Raw genomic sequence first — 18867 nt, forward strand, 5'->3', positions numbered from 1 at the left:
TTCTATGAATGCAACAGGTGTAATTGTTGAATACAATCCTTACCATTACGGACATCTTCATCATATCAAACAATCGCGCAATTTAACAGATGCAGATGTTGTAATTGCGGTCATGAGCGGACATTTTTTACAACGAGGGGAACCATCTTTCACACATAAATGGTTAAGAACGGAAATGGCGCTCCGAAATGGCGTCGATATCGTCGTCGAATTACCTTATGCGTTCGCGACAGCCCCAGCTGTAGATTTTGCAAAAGGCGGTGTTGCAATTCTTGAGGCATTAAAATGTCAGTATATTACTTTCGGTAGCGAAGAAGGCGATATTGCACCGTTTTTAGCCACTTACAACGCTTTAGAAGGCGATGACATGAAATTTCAACAAAATGTACAATTAGCGGTCAAAAGCGGTCTCAGCTACCCTCAAGCGTTAAATGCCGCTTACAACGAAATTGCGCGCACGCACAGTGGACAATTTGCAGATTTAACGAAACCGAATAACATTCTCGGCTATCATTATGTCGAACAAATTTTTAAACAACATGCACATATGCAACCGATGACGATTCCACGTGTCGCTTCTGGTTATCACGATGCCATTCATGAAGGCACGAATATTCAAAGTGCAACGGGGATTCGACAAGCTGTTTTTCAAGATGGCTTAGCAAGCGTACAAAATTTTTTGCCACCGGAAAATTTTCAATTGTTGCAACAAGCGACATTGATGCAATGGGAAACGATGTATCCTACATTACGTTTCATGCTCACACGTCTGCGCACCGAAGAAATTGCACAGTATGCCGAAGTTACAGAAGGCATTGAACATTTATTAAAAAAAGCAGCACTGACATGTGACACTTTCGACGCATTTATGCAGCGCATTAAATCAAAACGCTACACGTGGACACGTCTACAACGCATGCTGACGCACATTTATACAGGGTTTACGTCCGCAGACTTAGCGACACAACAAATGCCTAGCTATATTCGTTTACTCGGTATGACAAAGCAAGGACAAGCATACATTTCAGCTCATAAAAAAGATTTTTCATTACCGATCGTAAGTCGCGCGGCAGCGAGTGATGACCCGATGCTGTTACAAGACATTCGCGCAACAGATTTATACATGTTAGCGAGCAACGGACAACCTGGTGAAGATTATCGTCGCCCACCGATTCGTATCATATAAAAAATCTCGACACCTAATCGGATGTCGAGATTTTTTATTACTTCTCTTTTAACGCCTCTAAATAATCAAGTGCGTCATCGACTGTTTTCACCGGTACGATTTTCATATCGCTATCGATTTTTTTCGCTGTCGCTTTCGCATCTTCATAGTTCGTTTTGACATGTAATTCAGGTGCATATTTTTCATATGCTGAAATATCATCTTCTGGTGCGAAGAAAATATCGACATCTGCTTTATCAGCAGCCATTACTTTTTTATCGATACCACCAATACGACCGACTGTACCGTCTTCATTCATCGTCCCTGTTCCTGCGATGTTATACCCTTTCGTTAAATCACCTTTCGTTAATTGATCAATGATTTCAAGTGTAAACATGAGTCCTGCAGATGGGCCCCCGATGTTTTCGGCATCAATTTTTACCGTTGGGTCCGTTTTAATAGATTTGCTTTCTTCAAAAGAAATACCGAGACCGATACGTCCTTCCGATCCTGGAATTGCTTTTAACGTCACTTTTTTCGTTTTCAGTTTACCATCGCGTTTAAATGTTATGCGCACCGTATCGCCTTTTTCTTTTTTCGCAATATAATTCGTCAGCGTGACGTTCTTTTTAATGGCGATATCGTCGATTTTCGTCACTTCATCGCCAACTTGTAAAATGCCGTCCACTGCTGATTTTTTGACGACTTCTGCGACGTAAATGCCGTTATATTTCACCGTATAATTATGCCCCGTCTTTTTAAACGCGACGTATTTCGCATTGAATTGTGAATCGGTCATTAAATGTAGCTGACGCTCGTTATAATCATCGTTCGATTTGTTTTCACCGAGCACTTCTTTTTCTGTCATAATGTCTTGAGAATCTTTATGCATTTTCGCCCAAGCATAAGTGAACGGTGATGCGACGCCCATCGAAATCGTCATCATATTGAGTTCGCCTTCGCCAGGTTTATCTCCATCTTTCACCGCCACGTAATCTGTTAAATTGTACGCATTTCCCGGTTTCATAATGTAGTAATGAAGTGGATACATAAATCCGAATGCGAAAATTGCTATCATAATAACCCATGTGAAAAAACTTTTTTTACTCATTGCACAACCTCCTCGTTGTTAGACGTTTCAACTGTTTCTTATGTTACCGCTTTTTCTCTTTTTTTGTACATAAAAAAGTCGCCATTTTCAGGCGACTTCGTATTATTTTTGAACGTTAAATTTTTCGTGTAACGCATCTTCAATCAATTGCGGTACGAGACCGTGAATGTCGCCACCATATTGGGCAACTTCTTTGACGATGCTTGAACTTAAAAATGAATATTCATTTTTTGTCATAATGAAAAACGTTTCAATATGTTTATCTAAGAAGCGGTTCATTGATGTAATTTGCATTTCATACTCAAAATCAGATACAGCACGTAATCCACGTACGATGGCGCTGGCATTTTTGCTTTGTGCATAATCCACTAACAAACCTGATGACTGATCAATACGTACGTTTGGTATATCCTTTGTCACTTGTTCGATCAAAGCGATACGTTCTTCTACTGTAAATAATGGGTGTTTCGATGAATTGTTTAAAACAGCAACATAAACGATATCAAACACTTCTGCTGCGCGTTTAATAATGTCTAAATGGCCATTTGTGACGGGATCAAAGCTTCCCGGTACAACTGCAATTTTCTCCAATCTATTCCCCTTCTTCCTCTAAGCGATAAAATGACATGATCGTACTACCGTATTTTTCTTCACGATATTTCGTAAAAGTCGCCATTTGTTCTGGCAATTTCAACTGATTATCATGTTCACACACTATAATACCATCTTTTGCCACTACGTTGTTGACAATAATGTCTTCAACCATTTTGTAGTAGCTATGCTTCGCGTAAGGAGGGTCTAAAAAGATTAAATTTGCTTGAACTTCGCGTTTAATTAATGCTTTTAACGCGCGCGTTGCATCGTTACGGTACGTTTCTGCAACATCTTCATAACGACATTTCACAATATTTTCTTTTAAATTAACATACGCTTTGCCATCTTTTTCAATGAAAATGGCATGGTCCATACCGCGGCTTAACGCCTCGATTCCTAAACCACCACTTCCTGCAAATAAGTCTAATACTGTACCACCATTGAAAAACGGTCCTAAAATATTAAACATTGATTCTTTTACTTTATCCGTTGTAGGACGTGTTGTGTTGCCGTTAATTGCTTTTAACGGCATCCCTTTTCGTTCACCTGCGATTACTCTCATCATTCGATACCTCTTTATTTCAGCGCTTCATCCGAAATGTTTATATCGATGCGATTATCGCCTTTTTCAATATCTGCACTAAACAGACGCGTTAACCACGTTTCTTCGATATAGTAACTTCCTGCATACACCTCAAAAGGTTGTGAGGCAATGTCGTAGCGCTTGTTGTTATATACATAGAAATTTGACGTCATTGGGAAACGATAACTTTGTGCTTGATTGCGAACGTAATAACCATTTGCCCCTTTTTTCGTCTTATAGCCTAGTGTATCAAATAATGGCGCGACAGCATACAATACGCGTCCATCTTTTAAAATAACACGCATATTTTTTTGCTGCACTTTGTTAACGTAAATTTTACGATTATCTTCGAATAATAACGGTGCAATCGATTTTTTCGATGCATTTAACGTAAAGTATGACGTCGAAGAATTAAGCGTTTTACTTAATAAACGGTCTAATTTTTCAGTCGATACTTTTTTGCCCTCTAATTTCACTAAGCCCATTTTCCACTGTTTACGTTGATCAACCGTCATATAACTATCAATCGTCGTCACCATTTTGTGCGTTTTTGCATCGCCAAACTTTTCACCCGTTAAAAATGATGCGACGAGTTCTGGCAACCAAGGTGTCGATGTAAATTTGTAACGTTGTTTCACTTGATTTAATGCGATTTTTTCAACGAGACGTGTATCACGAATATTTTTTACGAATAAAATGCGCGTCCCATTTTGTGCTTTATTTGATTGAATAATGTCTATATGGTTCGCACTCGTTAATGGTGCTTTTGCCAATGCTTGTTGCATTTTTTCCGTTACGAGACCACGACCATAAATCGTTAGTTCATCGCTTGCAAATGCTTTTTTCATCTTGATATGGTGCCAATACAACTCGTAAGCTGAACCGTTCCCGCTAAAGAACGAATATTGAATTAACGATAACTTTTTAGACGCTACGCGTGGTAAGCCTGTAAACCATTGACCACCAATTTTATTTTCATCGGTAATATGAATTTGTGTATTTTTCACGACGCCATGTTTCAGCGTCGCAAAAATGTTCGTCAATAACGTACCCGATGTAATTTTTTGTTTTAGTGGTAGCGTATATTGAATTTGTTGCGTTGTGGCATTGCCTTTTTTAAACTGCGTCATCGTTTTATCGAGACGTTCACAATCTACTGGATCACCTTCTGCATTTTTTACACACTTTTTGCCAGTGTTATGCTTTTTCGGCCAGGAAATAGACATTTCTGTCTCTGGTAAATCAGTAAATGTTTGTTTAATAATCAACTTTTGCCCCCGATACGTTACATCGATGACTTGATTGTAGTCAAACGATTGGGTCGTATCTTCTACTTTGTCTGAAAAAACGTGATATTGAAAAGTTAACATTAAACCATTTACAAATATCAACAGCGCAAATAATATAACCGCTACTTTTTTCATGTGCGAATCCCCCTGCATCATGATAATATTTATAGGAAAGGATGTGTATTTATAATGATCGAACGCTTTATTGAATTAGGACAAGGATATGGAGATTTGTACGAGTTGCTAGAGATTATGCAAACGAACAAAGATCGTATCCACAATACCTTCGTTTTCGTATCTGAAAAAAATGGCAAACAAGTCGCTTCATTTGCAGTCGCATTGAAGCCTGTAGGCGAAAGTAAATTTATGCCTATTTATGTGTGTCGCGAAGGTATTCCTTACAACCCTGAAAAAACATCTCAGCGCTATGACCTATTTAAAGAGGCAATCGAAGCTGCAGATCAAACGCTAATCACTTTAGAAGTGAAACACTCTTCTGTATACGTAGATACAACGCTTTATTATCAATATTTAATCGGCATACTACGTCTCTATCATTATATTCCAAACCTAGGTTAAACCATTAAGCACTACTATAGTAGTGCTTATTTTTATAGACTAAAAAACCTATTTTAACTATTATCGGCACGTGCAGGTCATTTTTTACGCTTTTTTATAATCCGACTTTATAATCATATTCTTTTGCTTTGTCTGGTTTTGCATTTTCGTACTCTGTTTTTACGAACGGACGGTACGAAGGTACTACATTTTTCACAAATGGTAATCGTGTTAATTTATTTGTAATCGTTTCAATGTCATCCATATCGCAATATAGTACGACGTATTTCGCACGACGTGATATGTAATGTACATGACCATAACGGCGTAATGATTTCGCTTGTTTTAAATGATGTACATAAACAATTAATCCTTGTCTCTCTCTCACGAAAATCCCCTCATTTCTACCTCAAAGCATACCATAGCGTCAAATTTTTCCGCAACCTACACAAGCTGACAGAAGTCATCTATTTCGAGTATAATATATAAAAGAAGTCTGCATATTTGAAGGAGGATTTTTTAATGGGTAAAAAAACGAAAATCGCCGTAGCAATCGCAGCAGCGAGTGCCGCAGCGTGGGCAGGTACAAAAGCAATGGCCGCACCACAGCGTCGTGAAAGTAAACAAGCATTAACATATGATCGTCCTATCGTGTTAGCACACCGTGGGGGTTCACATTTAGCACCTGAACAAACGATGGCTGCGTTTAAAAATGCTGCTGACCTTGGCGTTGATGGTTTCGAAATCGACATTCGCTTAACGAAAGATGAAGAAATCGTCGTGTTCCATGATGAATATATCGATCGTACGTGTGAAGCAAGTGGCCGCGTGGCAGATATGACGCTTGAACAACTGCAACAATTTAATTTCGGTCATCACTTCGTCGATTTAGAAGGTCATTTCGCTTACCGAGAAACGCCAGAACGTATTGTCACATTAAAAGAACTTTTCAAGACATTCCCGAACATGTTCATTAATATTGATATGAAAGACGCTCCTGATACATATGAAGGCGGTTTAATGCCGTCGAAATTATGGCGTCTCATTGAAGAATGTGATGCAACCGATCGCGTCGTTGTCACAAGTTTTTACGACGAACAAATCGATCGTTTTAATTTATATGCACAAAACAGCGTAGCGCTCGGTGCAGGTCGTGGTGAAGTGACAAAAGCGTATACCGCGTTCACGAGCCAATTTAAACATCTGTATAATCCAAAAGTCGATGTGTTCCAAATTCCACGTCATTACGGTAGCGTCATTGCACTCGACACGAAACATTTCATTCAATTTTTAGATCAATTGAACATTCCTGTAATGTACTGGACAATTGATGATCCACTCGATATGAAAGAACTTATCAATCGTGGTGCACGCGGCATCGTCACAGATCGCCCAGACATTGCGATGCAAATTATACAAGAACGCTAAAAAGAGGCTGGGACAAAACATTTCATTTTCCTTTTTTAGCGTTCACAGCAAAAACCCAGAACCGCGCCACAGCGCGATTCCGGGTTTTTTTATGCTCATTTGAGATGGTGTTTGTACACTTATGTCCCAGCCTCTTTTTTATACGAGCGTCAATAATGGATTAGCTGTCGTTAAATGTTGTTCTGCATATTCGACTAAATGCGCTAACAGCATCCCATCATCTTTTTCAAAATAAATGCTAGCAATTCGCACATCTACAGGTAAGGTAATGAACGCGCGTTGTAACTGCGTTAACCAGCGCGCCGCTTCCTCCTCGTCAGCACAAGGAATAATACCGTAAAAACGATCGCCGTAGTAACGCGCAAATAAACCTTTATCGTTAAATAACTCAGCTGCACAATAAGCGAATTGTTTTAATAACTCATTCCCTGCCAATTGTCCATGCTGCTCATTATAAACGTTAAAATGTGCAATATCTAAAAAACAAAATAAATACGTACTTCCTTTTAAATCGCCATAATACGTACGTTCAAAATATTTACGATTGTATACTTTCGTTAATGGATCAATAAAAGCGCGATGGTCAACACGTAACGTTGCTAATTGTTCTACTTTTGACAGACGTGTCTTTAAATCTTGTTGTTGTGCTTTTTCTAGCACTTCGATATATTGTTCCTGCGCTTCAATCAACGCATCCACATCGCGCGTATTTTTATAATATTGAATGAGCGCATTTAAAATTTCGATACTATTCGTCGTAAAATTATGGCTTAGCGCCAGCGTTCGCGCTTCTAACAAAATGTCCAATTGTTCCTCAAGACGCCCTTGTTTTCTGCGCACTTCACTCAAAGTAAACATTAAATTCAAACGCGAAATGATACGATTTTCTGGTACATGTTTAAAACCGTGCGATAAAATTTCCTCGCACTCTTCTAAACGATTTAAACGCTCTAAAATAACGGCATGATTAATGAGTGGTGGCATGTAATCTGAAGGGGATAATTCTCGTTTCCCTCTAAACTCTTGTTGTAACAATTCACGCGTTTCTAGCGCATATTGGTATGCTTCTGTATACTTTCCAGTCATAATATGTAACGCCGTCAAGTTGTTTAATATTTTGCGCAACATGACGCGATGATTGCCACGACGCGCAATCGGCAACGCTTTATATAAAAACGTTCCCGCATGTTCTTTATCACCGGTTTCATCCCAATAAATATATGATAAATTTAAGAAGTAAATATAATCTTCTTCGGTGCCATAATCAGCAATCATCTTTTTCAGTGGTACGAGTTTTTCAATCGCTGTGTCGATATGGCCTAATTGATAGTAGCATTCTGAAACTTGGCGCATAATTAACAATACGTCTTTAAACATATGCAGTTCGATACCTAAATCAATCGTCGGCTCACATAGTTCTAAATATTCAATATATTTAGATTCGTACATCAGCTCATCTAACGTCAGAACGAGTTGTTTAAATTCCTCTTTGTCCATAATATTCCACCTATTTTTTTCTTTATTTCCTTTTAATTCTATCAAATTCTGATTTAACAGGCAATTACACATCTGTCTTTACATATAAAAATACAAAAAAAGAGACTAGTGTAGTATTTTACTTCCTACATTCAGTCTCTTTTCCTTATTATGCACTACAAGAACAACTACCACCGCTACCACAACCACTACCACAGCCCGAGTCTTGTGCGAAAAACGGATTACTGACAGGTACTTTTACAGATTGAGACACATTCTTTCCAATTACTATGCTTACTTCATCAAGTAAATCTTGATAATTATTTTCCGCTAAACGTAATTGACTTACACGTTCATCGAGGTCAAGTGCGCGTTTCATTTGGCGAATATCTTTCATAATCGTCTTATAATCTGGGTGATATTTCCCGAAACGTTGCACATCTTCATATTGCACTTTCATATCGTTAAATGCTTGAATTTGTGCAACGAGTGCCGCATCGCTATAAACGACTTGTTGCGCTTCTCTTAGTGCTGCATACACGTCGGACTGGCGAATCATATCACTTAATTGATCCACTTCATCTAAAATGAATGCCCACTCGGATGTCATCATCATATACGTTCACTCCTTATTGTGCTTGTTCAGGTCCTTCAACGAAAATTTGCACGTAGTTTTGGCCAAATGCTCCCGTGCCTGTTAAATTAAAGCGGTCATCGAGCATCGTTTTACGATGTTTTTTAGAATTCATAAAACTATGCATTGCTTCGGGCGCATCGACATAATCTTCCGCTGCATTTTCTGCGGCGCTTTCAAAGTCGATATGCGCACGTTTCAACTGCTCTTTTAAACTCATTTCGTCTTCTTCATCTTTATTTTTAGCAAAGTTTTCACTTTGATTTGCTGCTAACATAATCGTATCGTTATCGAATACGAGTGGTTTTAAACCATTTTGCTCGCGGAAAACGTTCGTTAACTCTGCTAATTGTGTCGCGTTTTCGACGTTAATATTTTGTTGTTCAAACGAAGATGGTGTCTTCGCCGTTAATAAATTACCGACATACGTCATATCATATGGCTTCGTTTTCACGAGCGTTTTACCATCTAAATAACGCACCGCTTCTAGCTCACCATCTGCTTCATCGAAAAATAACTGCGCATAGACGCCATCATACATAATGAGTAAGCGCGTTTGTAATTCTTCTTCATTCAGCATAAACGTGTATGTACTACCTTTAATTTTCACGTGTACTTCCGTATCCGTAATCGTCGTACGATAAACGTCTTCAATCGTTTGGCCAAGCTCAAACGGTGTCGCATCAGCTTGCTTCCCTGTCATAAATAGTTGCACGATTTTACTTTTCTCTACACCAACGAGTATATATTGGTCTTGTTGATTGTACACCCACCATTCAAACCCATACGCAGATGGGCCTGTGCGGTCAGGTTTTCCAAGTTTATTTTGTAACGTACTAATATCTTTTCCAACATACGTTGAATACCCCTCTGTCGGTCTTGGCATCGCATCGCTATTTGATTGAGGCGCCTTTTGTTCTGGATACATTTGATTCGGTGATTTTAATACTTCATTTTCTTTCACCGACGTATTCATATAGAAAAAAACAACGAGCAATAGCGCGAGGACGATTAACACTTTATAAATTACTTTCAACATTCTCTCTCCATCATACGTAATACAATCAATTATAACGTAACATAAAAAAAATCCAAAACGACACGCGTTTTGGATTTTCCGCTTTATGGATTAATGATTGCTTTAAATACCGACGTTGTAACGCCGCCTTCGTAAAATACGTATAACAATAAATATACAATAACACCTGTAATCGCTGTAAAGAACCAAATGATGCTCGTTACAGGGCCGATTTTACGGTGCTTTTTATAATTTTCTTTAAAGCCTAACCATAATGTCACAAGACCAAATACCCCACCTGATGTCGCTAAAATAATGTGGAATACGAGGAATGTTGTATAGTATTTTTTTAATTCTTCTGGACCGCCGAATGCTGTATTCCCAATAAATATCGTACGTGACGCATAAATAATAAAGAACGTTAACGCTGAAATTGCCCCTGCAATCATTACTTTTTTGTGGGCTGCAATTTTACGTTTTTTGATTAATACCCAGCCAATTGCAATTAACACTGCACTTAACACGATAAAAAATGTACTAATCGTCGGTAAAATAGGTAAATTCATCTCGCTGATCTCCTAACGATTTAAAGTAATTGCCGATTGATTCTTTTTCATTATAGCAAGCCTTCATTTAAAATGGGATGAATAAATCGTGAACAAAAAAAATGAGCAACTACCTACAGGCAGTTACTCATTTTTTTTAGTATTGTTCTGGTCATCTGATGAATTTTAGTCTTCTATTATTCTTCCATTTCGATGAGTAAATCACCTGTTGAAATCGCATCACCAGCTGCAACGTGAATATCTTTAATAACCCCGTCTTTTGGCGCTTGAACAGTTGTTTCCATTTTCATCGCCTCAGTAATTAATAAATGTTCACCGCGTTTGACTGGGCTACCTTTTGATACTGCTACTTTTAATACTGTACCTGGCATCGTCGCACCGATTTGATTTGCATTCGCTGGATCTGCTTTGCGTTTCGCATCACCTGATAATTCAACCGTTAAATCTTGTACCGTTACTTCACGTGGTTGACCATTTAATTCAAAGTAAACGTTACGCGTACCATCATGTTGGGGTTCGCCGATAGCAACTAATTTAATAATGAGCGTTTTACCTTTTTGAATCAACACTTCGATTTCTTCGCCTAAACGTAGGCCATGTAAGAACGTCGGTGTATCTAATACCGAAACATTTTCGAACAAGTCGAACGTCGCCATATATTCTTCAAATACTTTCGGATATAACACGTGTGCAAGCGCATCTTGTGTCGTCATTAAGCGGTTGTATTTATCGCATAACGCTTTACGCTCGGCTTCAATATCAATGTCTTCTAATAACTCACCCGGACGTACCGTAATCGGTGTGCGGTCTTTTAAAATAACTTTTTGCAGTTTTTCAGGGAAGCCACCATATGGTTGACCTAAATACCCTTCAAACAGCTCAATCACTGAATCTGGGAAGCTTAACGTATCCCCGCGCTCGATGACTGATTGCTCATCTAAATCGTTTTGAACCATAAATAATGCCATATCACCGACAACTTTTGATGATGGCGTTACTTTAATAATATCACCGAACATCATATTGACGCGTGAATACATTTTCTTCACTTCTTCCCAACGATCGCCAAGGCCGACGCCTTTTGCTTGTTGTTGAAGATTTGAATATTGACCACCTGGCATTTCATGCACGTAAATTTCAGAATGCGGGCTAATCATGCCACTTTCGAAATCTTTATAGTATTTACGAATATCTTCCCAATAGTATGAAATTTTTTCAACACCGTCGATATCCATGCGCAATTGACGTTCGCTACCTTTTAATGCGTAGTATAAGCTGTTCGCGCTCGGTTGAGACGTTAAACCTGACATTGAACCGACCGCTGTATCGATAATATCAACACCCGCTTCAATTGCTTTCGCGTATAAGTAAATACCATTACCACTCGTATCATGCGTATGCAAGTGGATTGGTAAATCTGTTGCTGCTTTTAATTCGCTAACAAGTTCATATGCCGCATTCGGTTTTAATAAACCTGCCATATCTTTAATTGCGATAATGTTCGCCCCTGCATTTTCGAGCTCTTTCACCATTTTTTTGTAGTAATCAACTGTATATTTCGAACGTGTATCGTCTAAAATATCACCTGTGTAGCAAAGTGTCGCTTCCGCCACTTTCCCTGCATCACGTGCCGCATCGATTGCTACTTGCATTCCTGGTAACCAGTTCAAGCTATCGAAAATACGGAAGACGTCGATACCTTCTTTTGCAGCTTCTTTGACGAATTCTTTAATAACACTATCTGGATAGTTTTTGTAGCCAACTGCATTCGCACCGCGCAGTAGCATTTGGAATAGCGTATTCGGAATCATTTGGCGTAAGAAGCGCAGACGTTGCCATGGATCTTCTTTTAAGAAACGGTAAGCGACGTCAAACGTTGCACCACCCCACATTTCAAGTGAGAAGTAATCGCCACCCATAATACGTGCTGTCGCATCTGCGATATTGTACATATCGTGTGAGCGAACACGTGTTGCAAGAAGCGATTGGTGTGCATCACGCATCGTCGTATCTGTTAATAAGACGTCATCTTGTTCTTTAATCCATTTTGCTAAACCTTCAGGGCCTCGCTCATCTAAAATTTGCTTCGTCCCTTTCGGAATTTCTTGATAAACTTTCAAATCCGGTTTGTGTGGTTTTGGGTAAATCGGTTTCGCTTTCGTCTCAATGCCTGGGAAACCATTTACTGTGACGTTACCAATATAGCTTAGTAATTTCGTGCCACGATCACGCGGCACACGGAATTTTAATAAATCAGGGTTCGAATCGATAAAGCTCGTATTGAAATCTCCGCTAATGAAAGATTCATGACGAACAACGTTTTCTAAAAATGGAATATTCGTTTTCACGCCTCGAATACGGAACTCTTGTAAGTTACGATCCATTTTCTTCGCTGCTTCTTCAAACGTATTGCCCCATGTACATAATTTCACGAGTAATGAATCGTAGTGGGGTGAAATCACCGCACCTTGGAAGCCATTACCCGCATCCAAACGTACACCGAAGCCACCGCTTGAACGATATACCGTTAATTTACCAGTATCCGGCATAAAATCATTCGCAGGGTCTTCTGTAGTAATACGTGATTGAATCGCAAAACCATCTAATTTAATGGCAGCTTGTGTTGGAATTTGAATCACATCGTCGTGCAATGTATGTCCGGCTGCAATTTTAATTTGTGCATGGACGATATCGATACCTGTAACCATTTCTGTAATCGTATGCTCTACTTGAACACGTGGGTTAACTTCGATGAAGTAAAATTTATCACCCGATACAAGAAATTCGACCGTTCCGGCATTGACGTAATCAACATTTTTCATTAATTTCACAGCTGCGTTGCAAATATCTTGACGCAGTTGCGCTGATAGTGCGTTTGATGGCGCGATTTCAACGACCTTTTGGTGACGACGTTGAATCGAACAATCACGCTCGTATAAATGCACAAGGTTGCCTTGTGTATCACCTAAAATTTGTACTTCGATATGTTTTGGCTTATCGACAAACTTTTCTACGTACACTTCGTCAGAACCGAAAGCTGCTTTCGCCTCTGATTTTGCACGATCATACGCTTCTTTCACTTCGTCCGCACTATGTACGACACGCATACCGCGACCGCCACCACCAAGTGCTGCTTTAATGATGATTGGATATCCGTGCGTTTCACCGAATTGTTTCACTTCATCAAAAGAACTCACTGGACCGTCTGTGCCTGGAATGACTGGAATATGTGCTTTAATCGCTTGTTCACGCGCTTTTACTTTATCGCCAAACATATCTAAGTGTTGTGGTTTTGGACCAATAAAGATGATGCCTTCTTCTTCACAACGCTTTGCAAATTCTAAATTTTCAGATAAAAAACCGTAGCCGGGGTGAATAGCATCTGCACCCGACTCTTTTGCGATACGCAAAATGTCTTCAATATCTAAATACGCATCAATCGGCTTTTTCCCATCCCCAACAAGATAAGCCTCATCTGCTTTATAACGGTGGTAAGAACCACTGTCTTCTCGTGAATAAATCGCTACTGTGTGAATTTTTAATTCCGTACATGCACGGAAGACGCGGATAGCAATTTCTCCGCGATTCGCTACTAAAATTTTGTTTATTGCCATAAACAAATTCCCCCTAAGCTTTTCGTTTTAAATGCTTGGACTTTACATCTCTTGAAATATTTGCAACGACGCCGAGCGCAATTGATAATAACAAGATTGATGTACCCCCGTAACTAATAAATGGCAGTGGTACACCTGTTAAAGGAATAATCCCTGACAGGCCACCGATATTTACGAATGTTTGAAGGCCAATCCAAGTTGCAACACCTGTACAAATCATGCGAGCCATACTATCTGTTGAACGAATGCCAATGACGAAAATACGAGCGATTAAGAAGAATAATCCACCTAATACGATCGTAACACCAAATATCCCTAATTCTTCTGCAATGATAGCTACGATGAAATCTGTTTGTGGCTCTGGTAAATAACCGAGCTTTTGTACAGATTGACCGAGGCCGACCCCTTTTAGGCCACCTGCACCGATTGCATAATAACCGTTAATAATCTGATAACCGTAGCCTTTTGCATCTTCGAATGGATCGAGGAAAGCAGAAATACGACCGACACGTTTCCCACTAACGAACAATTGTGGGAAATTTACAACGAGGACGACAAAAATCGCGCCTAAAATCGTTGCCGGTACTGCAAAAATTGCAAATGTTTTAAAACGAATGCCACTCGTAATGACGACTGATAGTGCGATCCATAATACGAGCATGGCGCCACCGAAGTCAGGCTCCGCTAAAATTAATAGCACAGCCATCGACAAGGCGATAAACGGTGGTAAGTAACCTGTTTTAAAACTGCTCAATAAATTACGTTCTTCTTTACGCTTGAAAATCGCAGCAAAGTAAATAATGAACGCCAATTTTGCGACCTCTGACGGTTGTAAATTCATAAATCCTAAGTTGATCCAACTTTTCGCACCTGATCCCCCTGGTGCTATACCAATGATTTTAACGAGGACGAGTAAAATAAACGCAGTCATTAAAATTACGGTATACCATTTCTTAATGCGATATTTTTGATAAGGAATCGCTGCTACAACAAAAAATGCAATGAATGATAGCACTAAGTTGATTAATTGGCGATTAAAGAAGTAATCTGGTGTCGTTCCTAACTTTTTGACTGCCCAAACCATACTCGCACTATAAATCATAACAAGTCCGAACAAACATAACAATGTATATGTAACAAATAATGGGAAATCAAAATTTTTAAAATATGTTTTTAAATAAGTTTTCATCATGTCCCTCGCTTACATTTAAGCAAAAAAACTCAAACAAAATTGTTTGAGTTTTTTGTCTTATTTCTTTGTGAACGCGTCGTGAAGCGCTGATAATTCTTTCTCTAATGAGTCCAAAATTTCGCGCCCTTTTTCACGCTCTAAAAGACCCAATTTTACGGCGAAATCGATTTCTCGAGACAAGCCGAACATTTGAGTATCTAAAACTTCCTCATACAATGGACACTGTGGCATTGTTAAGTTTTCCATTTGTACTCGAATTAGTTGTGCAATTTTATCCGCATCGGCAATTAGGAGTTCTAATGCCTTCTCCTGATACGAACTTTGAGATTTTGTATCCATGAGGACGCCCCCATTACCTGATATTTCTTATCGTTCTATCATATAAATTTTAGCGGTATCAATAGAAAAATGCAAGCATCTACTCAGCAAATTTCGGAATCAGTCAAAATCTTTCCTCAACAAATAGAAAAAAGGTTATACTGTTACATGGAACGTTATGTCAAGGAGGCAGCAATAATGGACACTATTATCCAAATTAAAGGGAACGTCAATTTTGCGATTACATTAGACGCAAGCACATGGATTTTTGACGACCGTAAATTAGATTTAACAACTTATTTTACAGAAGAACACGTCTCAGTAGATGAAGATGAAAAATACGTTGAGGAAGCGGGCAAGTTCTGGTCACGTGAAATTATGGAAGGTGCCGTATTCCCACCTACGTTAACGACTGAAAAAAAATATACACATAAAGAAATGCGTACAGGCACATTTGGTATGATGCTTGAACCGTTCATTGAAAATGCTGAACCGAAAGCAGATGCAAAAGAAGTTGTCTTTATTGATGTGAATGGCAATGAATATGCATATACGATCGACGAAGCAAAAACAATGATTTTAAAATTCAGCCAAGACGGTAAAATGCTTGAAGATGGTCCAGTTTATTTACTAGATCAAAAAGGTGAAAATGAACCTATCCAAGCGATCGTCAATATCGACGTACGATAAGGAGGCAATTGCATGCGCGTACAATGCGTTATTTGTGATGAAATCCATGAAATTCCCGACTTCTCACCAGAAGCCAAAAAACTGCGTAATCGTCCGATTCATACGTTTATGTGTGATGAATGTTACGAGCGCGTCACTGAAAAAACGATTGACCGTTTAGAAACAGGTAAATTTGAGTTTCGTCGTGGTAATCATAGCGTAGAAGAATCATTTTAAATGAAAACACGCACGAGCTGAAACTTGTGCGTGTTTTTATGTATACAAAAAAGGCTACCGACAAGCGGCAGCCTTTTTCTCTTGCTTCACGAATTATTTTTCAGAAGCGCGGTGCTTTTTAGAAACTTTTTCACGTTCGTTTTTGTTTAAGATTTGTTTACGTAAACGAATAGATTCTGGTGTTACTTCTAAGTACTCATCGTCATCTAAAAATTCTAATGCTTCTTCAAGCGTTAAGATTTTTGGTGTTTTGATTACGTTTGTTTGGTCTTTGTTAGAAGAACGAACGTTAGTTTTAGCTTTCATTTTTGTTACGTTTACAGTGATATCGTTATCACGAGTGTTTTGACCAACGATCATACCTTCGTAAATTTCAGTACCTGGTTCGATAAATAATGTACCACGGTCTTCGATTTGCATCATACCGTAAGTAGTTGATTTACCAGTTTCCATAGATACTAACGCACCATTACGACGGCCACCTACACGGCCAGCAACGACTGGTTGGTAAGAGTCGAATGTGTGGTTAAGAATACCGAAACCTTTTGTTAGAGACATGAATTCAGTTGTGTAGCCGATTAAGCCACGAGCTGGTACCATGAATACTAAACGTACTTGACCGTTACCCTCGTTGACCATATCAAGCATTTCACCTTTACGTTCACCTAGAGATTCGATAACAGAACCTACGCAATCTTCAGGAACGTCGATTTGAACGCGTTCAACTGGTTCAGATTTGACGCCATCGATTTCACGGATGATAACTTTTGGTTTAGATACTTGTAATTCGTAACCTTCACGGCGCATGTTTTCAACTAAGATAGAAAGGTGAAGTTCACCACGACCAGATACAGTCCATGCATCTGGAGAATCAGTTGGTTCTACACGTAAAGATACGTCAGTTTGTAATTGAGATAATAAACGTTCTTCAACTTTACGAGCTGTTACCCATTTACCTTCGCGACCTGCGAATGGAGAGTTGTTTACTAAGAACGTCATTTGTAATGTTGGTTCATCAATACGCATTGGTGGTAGCGGATCAACGTTGTCTTGTGGACATACAGTTTCACCTACGTTGATTTCTTCCATACCTGAAACGGCGATTAAATCACCAGATACAGCTTCTTGGATTTCTTCACGTTTTAAACCGAAGAAACCAAAGATTTTTGTAACACGGAAGTTTTTCACAGTGCCATCTAGTTTAGAAAGTGCTACTGATTGACCAACGTGGATTTTACCACGGAATACACGACCGATACCGATACGACCTACGAAGTCATTGTAGTCAAGTAATGCTACTTGGAATTGTAATGGTTCTTCGCGAGTATCAGCTGGAGCTGGAATGTGTTCGATGATTTTTTCGAATAAGCATTTCATGTTCTCTTCTTGGTTTGCTGGGTCTGGATCAAGAGATGCTGTACCGTTTACGCCTGAAGCGTATACAACTGGGAAGTCTAATTGATCTTCGTCTGCACCAAGTTCGATTAATAGATCTAATACTTCGTCTACTACTTCTTCAGGACGAGCTGAATCTTTATCGACTTTATTTACAACAACGATTGGTGTTAACCCTTGTTCTAAAGCTTTTTTCAGTACGAAACGTGTTTGAGGCATACAACCTTCATAAGCATCGACTACTAAAAGTACGCCGTCTACCATTTTTAAGATACGTTCTACTTCACCACCAAAATCGGCGTGTCCAGGTGTATCTAAAATATTGATTTTTGTATCGCCGTATTTAACAGCAGTATTTTTAGCTAAGATTGTAATACCACGTTCACGTTCGATATCGTTTGAGTCCATTGCGCGTTCTTCAATATGTTCGTTTGAACGGAATGTACCTGATTGTTTTAATAATTGGTCAACTAGGGTTGTTTTACCATGGTCGACGTGGGCAATAATTGCAATGTTTCTTAAATCTTCACGTAAGTTAGTCATTGTTCCACTCCACTTTTTTTATTTCGAGTCCATAACTGTGATATTATAGCACAACTCATCGTATTTGGCGATTTTTTACGACTCGTTTAAATTTTTTTGTAAATTATAATTCGAATACCTTGCGAAAATAACTATTTCGATTCACAATGTATAGCAGATACCACAATTGGAGGTTTCACTTTATGAACAAAGCAAAAGTCGTCATGGCATTGCTAGCACTTGCTGGCATTCTGTCAATGTGTTCAATTGGCGTTTCTATTGCAGAAGATAGCATATTTGGCGCTATCTTAGGCATCGTGCTTGTATGCGCAATCTTCGGATATGCATTCAGCTTAAAACGCAAATTCCGTGAACGCGGACTATTATAATCTTTTAAAAAGATGCACATTCGACATGAATGTGCATTTTTTTAATACATTATACGTTGCCGTTAAATTCACAAGTTTTATAGTAGCACTGTCTCACCTTTTTATACAA

General features: G+C 39.0%; 19 protein-coding genes. 6 read left to right on the top strand and 13 right to left on the bottom strand.

What is annotated here, in order from left to right:
• Positions 1 to 4 precede the first annotated feature (4 nt).
• The gene (locus tag KMHG_RS02425; RefSeq protein ID WP_010286596.1) at positions 5 to 1186 is read left to right on the top strand and encodes a nucleotidyltransferase; all 1182 of its coding nucleotides are present in this window, start codon (positions 5 to 7) and stop codon (positions 1184 to 1186) included.
• Positions 1187 to 1223: 37 nt separating this feature from the next.
• Here the strand turns inward: KMHG_RS02425 and KMHG_RS02430 are convergent, their stop codons facing one another.
• The 4 genes from KMHG_RS02430 to KMHG_RS02445 all read right to left on the bottom strand — a co-directional run bounded on the left by KMHG_RS02430 (position 1224) and on the right by KMHG_RS02445 (position 4877).
• Positions 1224 to 2276, bottom strand: coding sequence for a SepM family pheromone-processing serine protease (locus KMHG_RS02430; RefSeq protein ID WP_010286599.1), 1053 nt, complete (start codon positions 2274 to 2276; stop codon positions 1224 to 1226).
• Between the two features lie 102 nt (positions 2277 to 2378).
• Positions 2379 to 2867: a pantetheine-phosphate adenylyltransferase gene (coaD, locus tag KMHG_RS02435; protein ID WP_010286602.1), complete on the bottom strand. Its 489-nt coding sequence runs from the start codon at positions 2865 to 2867 to the stop codon at positions 2379 to 2381.
• A 1-nt stretch (position 2868) separates the two neighbouring features.
• Positions 2869 to 3432, bottom strand: a complete 564-nt coding sequence (rsmD, locus tag KMHG_RS02440) for a 16S rRNA (guanine(966)-N(2))-methyltransferase RsmD (RefSeq protein ID WP_010286604.1) — start codon at positions 3430 to 3432, stop codon at positions 2869 to 2871.
• 14 nt (positions 3433 to 3446) lie between these two features.
• Complete coding sequence (locus tag KMHG_RS02445; RefSeq protein ID WP_010286605.1) at positions 3447 to 4877, bottom strand: hypothetical protein; 1431 nt, start codon at positions 4875 to 4877, stop codon at positions 3447 to 3449.
• A 54-nt stretch (positions 4878 to 4931) separates the two neighbouring features.
• Between KMHG_RS02445 and KMHG_RS02450 the strand changes: the two genes are divergently transcribed.
• Positions 4932 to 5321 (top strand): DUF7147 family protein, encoded by a 390-nt coding sequence (locus KMHG_RS02450; RefSeq protein ID WP_010286606.1) that lies wholly within the window; start codon positions 4932 to 4934, stop codon positions 5319 to 5321.
• 94 nt (positions 5322 to 5415) lie between these two features.
• Here the strand turns inward: KMHG_RS02450 and KMHG_RS02455 are convergent, their stop codons facing one another.
• Positions 5416 to 5688 carry a YlbG family protein gene (locus tag KMHG_RS02455; protein ID WP_026021977.1) on the bottom strand — a complete coding sequence of 91 codons (273 nt, stop codon included), beginning with the start codon at positions 5686 to 5688 and terminating at the stop codon, positions 5416 to 5418.
• Positions 5689 to 5822: 134 nt separating this feature from the next.
• On the opposite strand from KMHG_RS02455, the gene KMHG_RS02460 reads away from it, so the two are divergent.
• Complete coding sequence (locus KMHG_RS02460) at positions 5823 to 6728, top strand: glycerophosphodiester phosphodiesterase family protein (protein WP_010286608.1); 906 nt, start codon at positions 5823 to 5825, stop codon at positions 6726 to 6728.
• A 138-nt stretch (positions 6729 to 6866) separates the two neighbouring features.
• Here the strand turns inward: KMHG_RS02460 and KMHG_RS02465 are convergent, their stop codons facing one another.
• From KMHG_RS02465 to KMHG_RS02495, 7 genes are all read right to left on the bottom strand, one after another.
• Positions 6867 to 8225 carry a tetratricopeptide repeat-containing diguanylate cyclase gene (locus KMHG_RS02465; protein ID WP_010286609.1) on the bottom strand — a complete coding sequence of 453 codons (1359 nt, stop codon included), beginning with the start codon at positions 8223 to 8225 and terminating at the stop codon, positions 6867 to 6869.
• Between the two features lie 148 nt (positions 8226 to 8373).
• On the bottom strand, positions 8374 to 8820 hold the full coding sequence (locus KMHG_RS02470) for a YlbF/YmcA family competence regulator (RefSeq protein ID WP_010286610.1): 447 nt from the start codon (positions 8818 to 8820) through the stop codon (positions 8374 to 8376).
• Between the two features lie 13 nt (positions 8821 to 8833).
• Complete coding sequence (locus KMHG_RS02475) at positions 8834 to 9874, bottom strand: CAP domain-containing protein (RefSeq protein WP_010286611.1); 1041 nt, start codon at positions 9872 to 9874, stop codon at positions 8834 to 8836.
• A gap of 86 nt (positions 9875 to 9960) precedes the next feature.
• Positions 9961 to 10422: a DUF420 domain-containing protein gene (locus KMHG_RS02480; protein ID WP_010286612.1), complete on the bottom strand. Its 462-nt coding sequence runs from the start codon at positions 10420 to 10422 to the stop codon at positions 9961 to 9963.
• 176 nt (positions 10423 to 10598) lie between these two features.
• On the bottom strand, positions 10599 to 14036 hold the full coding sequence (gene pyc, locus KMHG_RS02485) for a pyruvate carboxylase (RefSeq protein ID WP_010286613.1): 3438 nt from the start codon (positions 14034 to 14036) through the stop codon (positions 10599 to 10601).
• 13 nt (positions 14037 to 14049) lie between these two features.
• The gene (gene ftsW, locus KMHG_RS02490; RefSeq protein ID WP_010286614.1) at positions 14050 to 15225 is read right to left on the bottom strand and encodes a putative lipid II flippase FtsW; all 1176 of its coding nucleotides are present in this window, start codon (positions 15223 to 15225) and stop codon (positions 14050 to 14052) included.
• Positions 15226 to 15285: 60 nt separating this feature from the next.
• Complete coding sequence (locus tag KMHG_RS02495; protein WP_010286615.1) at positions 15286 to 15567, bottom strand: Fpa/YlaN family protein; 282 nt, start codon at positions 15565 to 15567, stop codon at positions 15286 to 15288.
• Positions 15568 to 15744: 177 nt separating this feature from the next.
• Between KMHG_RS02495 and KMHG_RS02500 the strand changes: the two genes are divergently transcribed.
• Both KMHG_RS02500 and KMHG_RS02505 read left to right on the top strand, forming a co-directional pair.
• Positions 15745 to 16236, top strand: coding sequence for a hypothetical protein (locus KMHG_RS02500; RefSeq protein WP_010286616.1), 492 nt, complete (start codon positions 15745 to 15747; stop codon positions 16234 to 16236).
• Positions 16237 to 16248: 12 nt separating this feature from the next.
• Positions 16249 to 16452 carry a YlaI family protein gene (locus tag KMHG_RS02505; protein ID WP_010286617.1) on the top strand — a complete coding sequence of 68 codons (204 nt, stop codon included), beginning with the start codon at positions 16249 to 16251 and terminating at the stop codon, positions 16450 to 16452.
• 93 nt (positions 16453 to 16545) lie between these two features.
• Here KMHG_RS02505 and typA read toward each other — a convergent pair whose 3' ends face one another.
• Entirely contained in the window at positions 16546 to 18390 is a 1845-nt protein-coding gene (typA, locus tag KMHG_RS02510; RefSeq protein ID WP_010286618.1) for a translational GTPase TypA, read from the bottom strand.
• Positions 18391 to 18572: 182 nt separating this feature from the next.
• Here typA and KMHG_RS02515 point away from each other — a divergent pair, with 182 nt between their 5' ends.
• Positions 18573 to 18758, top strand: coding sequence for a DUF5325 family protein (locus KMHG_RS02515; protein ID WP_010286619.1), 186 nt, complete (start codon positions 18573 to 18575; stop codon positions 18756 to 18758).
• The last annotated feature ends 109 nt before the right edge of the window (positions 18759 to 18867 follow it).

This window comes from Kurthia massiliensis (assembly GCF_000285555.1).
GTDB lineage: Bacteria > Bacillota > Bacilli > Bacillales_A > Planococcaceae > Kurthia > Kurthia massiliensis.